The following is an 8237-nucleotide window of genomic DNA, read 5'->3' on the forward strand; positions in this document are numbered from 1 at the left end:
ATCTACCATGGCAATCGCTAACTGAAAAAAGCTAAAAAATGGACCCTGGGGTAAGTGCGCCCTTTTTTGGGTTTTTCGGGATAATGGTTTTATAGTAAAGTATGGGCAGCCGGAGCGCAGCGGAGGCGGAGGGGATGTACAATCGCTCAAGCTGATAGTGACTCTGCCGGTCCATGCTTTCCGGTTTCGCTGCAAGGCACATATGAGGCTGACTGATGAAACGTATTCATGCTATTTGACTCTATCCTTAAAACGCGGGCTCCCCGAAGTGCGGGGAGCTCCGCAAAGCGGTGAGGGGATGTCAAGCAGCTGCAAGTCGAACATGTCCCAAATGGTTCCCGACTTTGGGGTTCGCTGCAAGGCACATATGAGGCTGACTGACGAAACATTTCTGGAAGAATTGACTCTATCGGCAGTTAGGAGGCTCTCCCCCCGGGAGAGCTCCCCGAAGCGGTGAGAGGGCCAATCGATTCGAAGAATCGATTATTTCTATCTATTCACCCTGAAGAGCAAAGAAAACTTTACAAAATTTCTGTTGACAGTCCGATTGGATTTTGATATTTTATAGAAAAAGTGGGATTTCCCACCTTGCATCAGGGAGGAAGATTATGGAAACGATTAGCAATTACACAGCCCACATCGATGCCAAGAAGCGGATTACCCTTCGCGGAGCCAGGTACGACTACTACGAAGTCCGGGAATACGCCAACGGCTGCTACATCCTGGAGCCCCGCCAGCTCGTGCGGCCGGAATCCATATCCGCTGCCACACTGAGGACCATGGATGAATCCGTGAGCAATCTCAAAGCCGGCCGGGTGTCTGATCCCATTGACCTGTCGGATTTTAAGGACTAACTTATGGGACCTTTCAAAATTCGTCTGGGCATTCCGGAAATGCTGGCTTACTGGCAGGAACTACGCCAGGGAGCAGCCCGGGGTACATTGAATAAAGAAGACCTTCAGCTCTATAAAAAATGGGGAAGAGCCATGGTACATCTAGCTGCAGACCCTTTTTACCCCGGACTGAAGACACATGAAATCCCTCCGCTTTCCCGAAGATATGGAATGAAAGTCTGGCAATCCTATCTGGAAAATAAAAACAGCCGGGCCGCCCGGATCTACTGGGTCTATGGACCGGATTAAAAAGATATTACCATCATCGGGCTGGAGCCGCATCCGGAAGATAAAAAATCCAATGGATACCAGAAAGTCCTTTTATCAGAACTTCCTGAATTCTAAACATTCTGTGCACTGCAAAGTATGTCACGCAGTGCATTTTATTTTATAAAAATTCCCGGTCTCCCTCCCGCCGGTTTACATTCCTCCCGCCTCTGACGCCTCCGGCGCCAGCTCCCCCCAGGGGGAGCCTGACCAATCGACGGCCTTCGGCCGTTTGGAGATCATCATCCTGCACTACACCTTCAAGGCACATATGAAGAAAAAGGAAAGCAGACAATCGGGCCCCACCTTCCCTGGGATGGGAAGGTACCGGCGGAGCCGGGGGATAGGTTGTACAATCTCACAAGGCGCCCATGAGGCTGATTGCCAAAACGCACTCGGGACAGATGAGGAAAGCGTTAAGCAAGTGCTCTCCCCCGGGAACACCCCGAAGGGGTGAGAGGGCAAAATCGATTCGAAGAATCGATAATCTTTATATTTCCCATGGAAATTCCCGTTTACCGGGTTTCCATCAGATGAGCATTCAAAATCAGGGTTATACAGCATTCTTTAAATTCTTGCGATCGTGACTCTCGTGACTGACGTGACTATCGTGAAGATGCGCGGCAGCAGAAAGCCGCGCCTTTTATATTTCTTTCTCCAGTGACTCCCATAGAAGTTACCGGCTGCCGGTTTCCTTTCCGGCCGCTATTGGCTGCCATTCTACTGTTTCAAGCCGGGTACAGCATAGGAAAAGCTGCCGATTTCCATGCTCCTTTTCGGTCTTGGCCTTTCCATTCAGCTTGCCCCCTTACCCTGATTACTGTAAAATAGAGTGAGAATTCATGGGAAAGGAGTGAAGCTCATGGTCAGGATGCCCGTAGGCATAGAAGATTTCAAAGCATTGATTACCGGCGGATACTATTTTGTAGATAAGACAGACCTGATCCGGCGGCTCATTGACAGCCATGGCGCAGTGACCCTTTTCGCCCGGCCAAGGCGGTTTGGCAAGACCCTCACCATGAGCATGGTGGACTATTTCTTTAATATTGCCCACAAAGAAGAAGCAGAGACCCTCTTCAAAGGCACAAATATTGAAAAAGCCGGTCCGGTCTATATGAAACACCTGGGCAGCCGCCCCGTACTCTTCCTCTCCCTCAAAGACGTGAAAGAATCAGACTTTGGAAATATGACTGCCCGCATGGGACGCCTCATGGCGGCCACCTGCCAGAAGTATCATTTCCTTCTGGACAATCCCTCTGTCCTTGACTCCGAAAAGACCTATTTCCTCCGCCTCGAAAACCAGGAAGCCTCACCCGTAGACCTGCAAGACTCCCTGCGCACCCTTCTGGACCTCCTCTCCAGATATTATGGGAAACGGGCGCTCCTCCTGATCGATGAATACGACGCTCCCGTGCAGACAGCCTGGGAAAATGGCTATTACCATGAAGCCGTATCCTTCATGAGGAACTTCCTCTCCTCCGCCCTCAAGACAAACCCGAGCCTCGAATTTGCCCTCCTTACCGGAGTCCTCCGCATTGCCAAAGAAAGCATATTCAGCGGACTGAATAACCTTTCCATCTCCACCGTCATCAGCGGAGGCTATGCCGATACATTCGGATTCACAAAGAAAGAAATCCGGAAAATAGCGGAAATACTGGGGAAGACAGATAAACTTCAGGAACTCTCCGACTGGTATGACGGGTATCACTTCCAGAATGTGGAAATATACAACCCCTGGTCCATCATCAACTACTTTGACCAGGGATGCATTGCCACTTCCTACTGGGTGAATACCTCGGGCAATTCCATCCTTGCCTACCTCCTTCAGAGCGCCGACGAAAGAAGATGGCAGGAAATCCGGGACCTCATGGCAGGGAAATCCATCACCTCCGGCATCAATGAAAACGTAGTCTATGATACACTGAATCCCGACCGGACCACCCTCTATACAGTCCTTCTCTTCACCGGATACCTCAAATGCACGGGACTGGTCGAAAACCGCCGGGGACTCTATGACCTCGCCATACCGAATCGCGAACTCCGGGACGTTTTTGAAGACGAAATCATAAGCCGCCTGGGCTCAGGAAACAGCGATATCGCCCTCCACGATATGGAAACAGCCATGAATAGCGGGAATGCCGAATCCTTCCAATTCAACCTTCAGGACATCCTCACCAGGACAGCCGGCATACATGACACAGCCAAAGCAGAAAGCTTCTATCATGGCCTCATGCTCGGATTCTCCCTTTACTACGAAAACAACTATCGCATAGAATCCAACCGCGAAAGCGGATATGGCCGGTTTGACCTCGCCCTCATACCGAAGAAAAAGAACCTCCCCGGCATCATCATGGAATTCAAAGCAGTCAAAGAAGAGAAAGAACTGCCCAAAGCAGCAGAAAAAGCAAAAAACCAGATCGAAGAAAAAGCCTACGACACAGCCATGACCACTGCCGGCATCACAAGAATATGGAAATACGGCATCGCCTTCTGTGGTAAAAAAGTCATAGTCACATAAAGAGACAGGAAAATTCCCAAATTTCCATCAGGCGGCCCCTGGCCGCCATTTTTCATTCCTCCCTCTGACGCCTTCCGCCAGCTCCCCAGGGAGAACCTGACCGCCCGGCCGCGAAGCGGCTAGAGGTCAAGCCACCCTTGAAAGGGGGGGCTCCGCGCAGCGGTGGGGGGAAGACTGATGATTCCCTGCACTACCCATTCAAGGCACATATGAGGCTGACTGACGAAACGTACATGTGCCAAATGTCTCTATCCATAAAATGCGAGCTCCCCGAAGTGCGGGGAGCTCCGCGAATGCGGTGAGGGGATGTCAAGCAGGTACATGACGAAAATGACTCAGACCGTTTGCGGAAAGGGTTCGATACCTGGCACCTATGAGGCTAATTGCCAAAAGATACCTGGGATAAATGAGATAATCTATAAGCGAGTGGCTCTCCCTCGGGAACACCGCGACAGCGGTGAGAGGGCAAATCGATTCGAAGAATCGATAATCTCTATACTTTTTGTTGAAACTGTATTCTTTGAAACTTTGATAGACCAGCTGTCTTCGAGACTTTGCGTTGTCCGGGAATCGGGAAACGGGGCTCGGGGTGGTGCGCGCGTCAACACTGGAAGCCTGCCCTTTTTGATTTTTCCCTTCAGGGCCTGGCTGTTATTCATACGTGTCGATGCAGCTAAAAAACAATGAATGCATCGTGATTATCGTGAATATCGTGACTGTCGTGGAGGTGGCCGCCAAAATCATAGGGCGGCCAGTTTTATATTTTGAACTGTATTTGGTGTTACTTTGATAGACCAGCTATTTTCAAAAGCTTCACATTGTCAGGGACTCGGGACATCGGGACTCGGGGTGGTGCACGGCAATTGCAGAAGGCCGCGGAGTTTTTATTGGGTCCATGGAAGTTGCCAGTTCCCAGAGTCCCTTTACCCTGCGGGGCATCAGGTGACGTGGAGGTGGCGCTGCACAATTCGTGAAGCAGCGCGGATTTTTTATTGGGCCCATGGAAGATGTCAGCTGCCAGTGGGGCCCATGGAATTTCCCGGAGACTCGCATGGAAGTTCCCGGTTGCCAGTTACCAGAGACTGAATTCTTCGAAACTTTGAAAGACCAGCTGTCTTTGTGGCTGTACGTTCTCCGGGATGCGGGAATCGGGGTGGTGCACGGCAATTGCAGAAGGCCGCGGAGTTTTTATTGGGTCCATGGAAGTTGCCAGTTCCCAGAGTCCCTTTACCCTGCGGGGCATCAGGGGCTCGTGGCTGACGTGGAGGTGGCGCTGCACAATTCGTGAAACAGCGCGGATTTTTTATTGGGCCCATGGAAGATGCCGGCTGCCAGTGGGGCCCATGGAAGTTCCGAGTTCCGAGAGATTCCATCAAGGCCCGGGATACAACCTTGCATCTTTTGAGGCTTTATTCATCTGACTGCACGAGTACTGCGGGACGAACGGGTCGGCCGGGAAGGTGGCGCTGCGCAATTCGTGATACAGCTCAGATTTTATTTCTTCATAAAGGTTCCGATTGTCTATCAGGGCAGTAGTATAAATTATCTCATTTCAAGATATTTAATGCTGTTATTTCATATTTTTAGTATATTTAGGAATGTGATAAAATCAGGCAAATGTTAGTTTTAAGTAATTTAGGATAGTAGCTATAGGAGGAGTTGTCATGACAAATTACCTGGAAAATTTATTCACTGATGAAGAATTGAAAATCCTGCGTGATCAGTTTTACTATGTAGATACTGATTACAAGGGACGCAAGCGTGTCTTTTTCGACAATGCCGGTGGTGCATTGCGCTTGAAGAAATGTGAAGAAGATTTCGCTAAAATCGATGCTCTTCCGGATTGTGCCGAACACGCGAATCAGGCAGCCCTTGAATTATTTGAAGTAGAAAATAAAGGCCGGGCTGATGCACGTCTTCTGTTCAACGCCAGGCATGGTGTCATTGCCACAGGCTATACGGCGACACAGCTGATGATGTATGTGGCCAATGTCATTAGCGCCAATGCCGTCGGCACAAATGTGGTTACTACGGCTCTGGAACATCCGTCAGCCTTTGACGCAATGGCAATCAACGCTGAGAAATACCATCGTGAACTGCGTGTAGCGCCGGCTAACCCTGTAACCGGTGGTATCGATGCAGAAACGGTCCTTTCCCTGGTTGATAAGGATACGGCAGTATTAAGCGTCATGTCCGCATCGAATATTTCTGGTCACATCATGGACATCGGAACCATTGCCAGGGAAGCACGGAAAATCAACCCGGATATTTACATCATAAGCGATGCCGTACAGCATGCGCCTCACGGGGCTCTTGATCCGGAATCCTGTGGTGTCGATGCAATGAATATGGCACCCTATAAATTCTTCGGTATCCGCGGTTTCTCCCTCATGTACCTGTCCGACCGGGTCAAAGATCTGCCTCATGATAAGGCCATCTGCCTGAAAAGTGATCAGTGGGAAAGCGGCAGCCCCGCCTCCGCTCACTTCGTTGCCATTTCGGCCATTGTCGATTACGTTGCTTCCATTGGGAAATGGGTATCGCCGGATGAAACTGACCGCCGCAAGCTCTTCGAACTTGGGATGGCCCGTCTGGCAGCTCACGAACAGGCACTGCTTTATATCCTTCTGGAAGGAACGGATAAAGTCGAAGGCCTGCGTCATATGAAGGGCGTAACCGTAAAGATGGATGACCCTGATTTAACGAAGAGAGACTTTATTACAGGCATTGAATTTGACAATATGCCGGCTGATAAGGCGAGAGAAGAACTTGAGAAATATGGTTTCGTCACCTTCGAACGACTGGCATCGAGCCCCTATTCTGATCGTATGCTGAAACAATTCGATTCAGAAGGCGTCGTCCGTTTGTCACCGCTCCATATCAACACACCGGCAGAAATGGAACAATTCCTGCTGGCTGCCAAAAAAGTTGCTTCATTATGATACCACGTTCATATTAAAATTTTTCTAAGAAACGGGGGCTCACAATGGAAGAAAAAGCTCAATTTCACTTTGGAATGGCCGGCCCATGGATTACCATTATTTTCCTGCTGGCCGGCATGATAGCCAGCACTATACTTCACAAAGGTATGGCAGGTCTGTTGATTGTATGTTTCACTGCACTTTTTATCGGGTTCCTCCTGGCAAAGGATAAAAAGAATTTCGGTAAGATCACCATTACAGGTCTGCAAAATAGTATTCTGGGTACAATTACTGTTGCCTTTCTGTTTGCAGGAATTCTGGCACAACTCATGCGCCAGAGCGGGCTCATCGATGCTCGTATTTATGGCATTACGAGCATTGGATTCAGCGCCGGATTCGTACCAGCTGCGGCCTTTATTATCTGCATGATCATTTCTACCGCCTGCGGTACCAGTACCGGTTCAGTTGCTGCAGTTGCTCCTGTCCTGGTTCCGGTTGCTCATGGTTTGGGCATTGATCTGGGTCTCATCTGCGGGGCAATCGTCAGCGGTGCCATTTTCGGTGATAATTTAGCACCCATTTCGGATACTACAATTGCGTCTGCCCTGACACAGGAAGCAAAAATTAATGATGTTGTACGGACCCGGCTGCCTTATTCCCTGATTTCGGCTGCCGTTTCACTCGTCCTTTTCATTTTCATTGGACAATCAATGGCGGCAGGTACTCATCCGGATATTGCTTCAAAAACTATTGTCATGCAATCTTATGTCCTGCTCCTTCTGCCTTTCATTATGGTCTTCATGATGCGCAAGGGCTGGGATATTATGGCGACACTGCTGATCTGTGATATCGCCGGGGTCATCATCAACCTGTGCCTGGGCTGCATCAGTCCGGCTGTCATGTTCAGCGGAAAAGGGCCTGTCGTAAGCGGTATGATGGGTATGATGGTTCTGCTCGTATACGTCATCCTTTTATTCATGATCCTGCAAATCATGAAGGCCAGTGGTGCGTTTGAACAGCTTGGCACAAGCATGATGAAATGGTGCAAATCCTATCGTTCCGGCGAACTGGTCGTTTTTGCCAATGCGGCTATTGGTTCAATCATTACCGGTGGCAGCAGCCCCTCTATCATCTTCTTTGGCCCCTTTGTCCGGCAAATTACAAAGGAACTGGGAATTGACCGCTGCCGCGGCGCCAACATTCTGGATGGTACAGCTTGCGGCATAACGGGATTAATGCCCCATGGCAATCCGAACCTCGTCTCCATTGGCGTTGTTATGGCTATTCCCGGGGTCGACCCGTCCTTCTCATTCCTCAATATACTCCCGTACAACTATCACTGCTGGGGATTATTAATCATCTTTTTACTCAGCATTATGACAGGCATTGGGCGCCGGTTTGAAAAACCTGTCCTTGAAGAAGGACAGGAACGGTGATTTTTCCTCTATGCAGCAGGCAGGTCAGATGATCTGCCTGCTGTTTTTTTATGCTTTTAAATCTTTTGGATATATTCTTTTAACTCCTCTTCGAACAGCTTGTTAATAGCAATGTCATTAACTTAAGAAATTCATAAAATAGTTCAAGTACGCATCGAAAGGTGCGTGCTTTTTTGTGCAAAAAAGTCGAAAAAAATACGAC

Annotated in this window: 5 protein-coding genes; all 5 read left to right on the forward strand. The window is 49.3% G+C overall.

All coding sequences use genetic code 11. The features are described from left to right. The first annotated feature begins 608 nt into the window (after window positions 1–608). The 5 genes from QZN42_RS09950 (at window position 609) to QZN42_RS09970 (ending at window position 8035) form a co-directional block, all read left to right on the forward strand. Window positions 609–854 carry a hypothetical protein gene (locus QZN42_RS09950; RefSeq protein WP_296957259.1) on the forward strand — a complete coding sequence of 82 codons (246 nt, stop codon included), beginning with the start codon at window positions 609–611 and terminating at the stop codon, window positions 852–854. Window positions 855–857: 3 nt separating this feature from the next. Continuing rightward, the gene (locus QZN42_RS09955; RefSeq protein ID WP_296957261.1) at window positions 858–1142 is read left to right on the forward strand and encodes a hypothetical protein; all 285 of its coding nucleotides are present in this window, start codon (window positions 858–860) and stop codon (window positions 1140–1142) included. Window positions 1143–2022: 880 nt separating this feature from the next. Continuing rightward, window positions 2023–3678: an AAA family ATPase gene (locus tag QZN42_RS09960; RefSeq protein WP_296957264.1), complete on the forward strand. Its 1656-nt coding sequence runs from the start codon at window positions 2023–2025 to the stop codon at window positions 3676–3678. A 1664-nt stretch (window positions 3679–5342) separates the two neighbouring features. Continuing rightward, a complete protein-coding gene (locus tag QZN42_RS09965; protein WP_296957265.1) occupies window positions 5343–6620 on the forward strand; it encodes an aminotransferase class V-fold PLP-dependent enzyme in 1278 nt (425 codons plus the stop codon). Between the two features lie 44 nt (window positions 6621–6664). After that, window positions 6665–8035: a Na+/H+ antiporter NhaC family protein gene (locus tag QZN42_RS09970; protein WP_296957267.1), complete on the forward strand. Its 1371-nt coding sequence runs from the start codon at window positions 6665–6667 to the stop codon at window positions 8033–8035. Window positions 8036–8237: the final 202 nt, after the last annotated feature.

This window comes from uncultured Dialister sp., from assembly GCA_900314595.1.
In the GTDB taxonomy this organism is placed as follows: Bacteria; Bacillota; Negativicutes; order Veillonellales; family Dialisteraceae; genus Dialister.